Consider the following 1,256-nt stretch of genomic DNA (forward strand, 5'->3'; position numbering starts at 1 on the left):
TTTGCTCTACCAACTGAGCTATGCCGGATCAGTGTTTGCGCTCCGTTCGAAGCGCGTGGCAGGGGTATAATAAAACGGCTTTGATCCCGCAAGACCTTTTTATGAAAAAATCACCCGAAAATCATCTTTTTTCACTGCGCGCCGACGCCGGTCGCCTCCCGGTTTATTGCCCCTCTGTTTCCTGTGCCTGTAAATGCTTAGGGGACAGAATGCCCCTGTGCCGCAACCAGAATTTCAAACCAGTCCTGCCGATCAAACTGAATACCGCAAGATGCTGCTGCATCAGCAATGCGGTGTGCCTTCATGGTACCTAGTACCGGTACCGGCTGACAGGGCAGGCGCAGCAGCCATGCTATTGCAACTTCGGCGATCCCGGGCAGATTGTATTTGTCGCGCATTCGTTCAAGAACTGGGCGCACCCGGTCGACTGTTGGGTCAGCCTTTGTGTTGAACAGTCGTGCGCCGCCAAGAGGGGACCAGATCATCGGATGCGTCTGCCTTTGTTGCATCTGGTCGAACGTGCCATCAAAGATCGGGGCAAGTTCAAGAACCGAGCATTCGACCTGATTGGTGGCAAGCGGCGTATCAAGGCGGCTTTGCAGCAGATTGAATTGTGACGGTGTGAAGTTTGAAACACCGAAATGGCGTACTTTTCCCATCCTGTGAAGTTCATTGAAGGCTTCGGCAACTTCGTCAGCGATCATCAGGGGATCGGGGCGGTGAATCAAAAGCATATCGATATAATCGGTTGCCAGATTACGCAGAGAATTTTCAACCGATAGCAGGATATGGGCCTTGGTCGTGTTGTAGTGATTTATCCGGTGATCGGGCCGCGTATCCTTGACCAGTGCCACGCTACATTTGGTGACGATTTCCATTTTACTGCGTAATTCCGGTGCCTTTGCCAATGCGCCGCCGAAATAGGCCTCGCACCCATAACCGCCATAAACATCGGCATGGTCAAATGTCGAAATGCCCGCATCAAGGCAGGCGTGGACCAACGCCAGAATATCCGCGGTATTCTTGATATCCGAGCTATTGCGCAGACGCCATGCCCCCCATGCCAGCTGCGAGAAGCTCAAGTCCTTGGTCATTCGGCGGCGAGAGACAGGAGATGACATCTATCGGTCCTTCCGGAAATTCATTGCGACTGCTTGCGTCATTGGTAGCAATTTGCGGAGCAGGGCACAAAAGCAAAAACCCCCGGAACAAAGTTCCAGGGGTTTGTGGCTCCGGCAGCAGGACTCGAACCTGCG

Annotated in this window: 1 protein-coding gene; it reads right to left on the bottom strand. The window is 53.2% G+C overall.

What is annotated here, in order from left to right; all coding sequences use genetic code 11:
• Positions 1-197 precede the first annotated feature (197 nt).
• Entirely contained in the window at positions 198-1,121 is a 924-nt protein-coding gene (locus TH5_RS25120) for an aldo/keto reductase (protein ID WP_114124140.1), read from the bottom strand.
• Between the last annotated feature and the right edge of the window lie 135 nt (positions 1,122-1,256).

Source organism: Thalassospira xianhensis MCCC 1A02616, from assembly GCF_003326475.1.
Lineage (GTDB): Bacteria > Pseudomonadota > Alphaproteobacteria > Rhodospirillales > Thalassospiraceae > Thalassospira > Thalassospira xianhensis.

Excerpts from the sequence above, each read along its gene's own strand:
- TH5_RS25120 (WP_114124140.1), bottom strand. The coding sequence starts at position 1,121 with ATGTCATCTCCTGTCTCTCGCCGCCGAATGACCAAGGACTTGAGCTTC.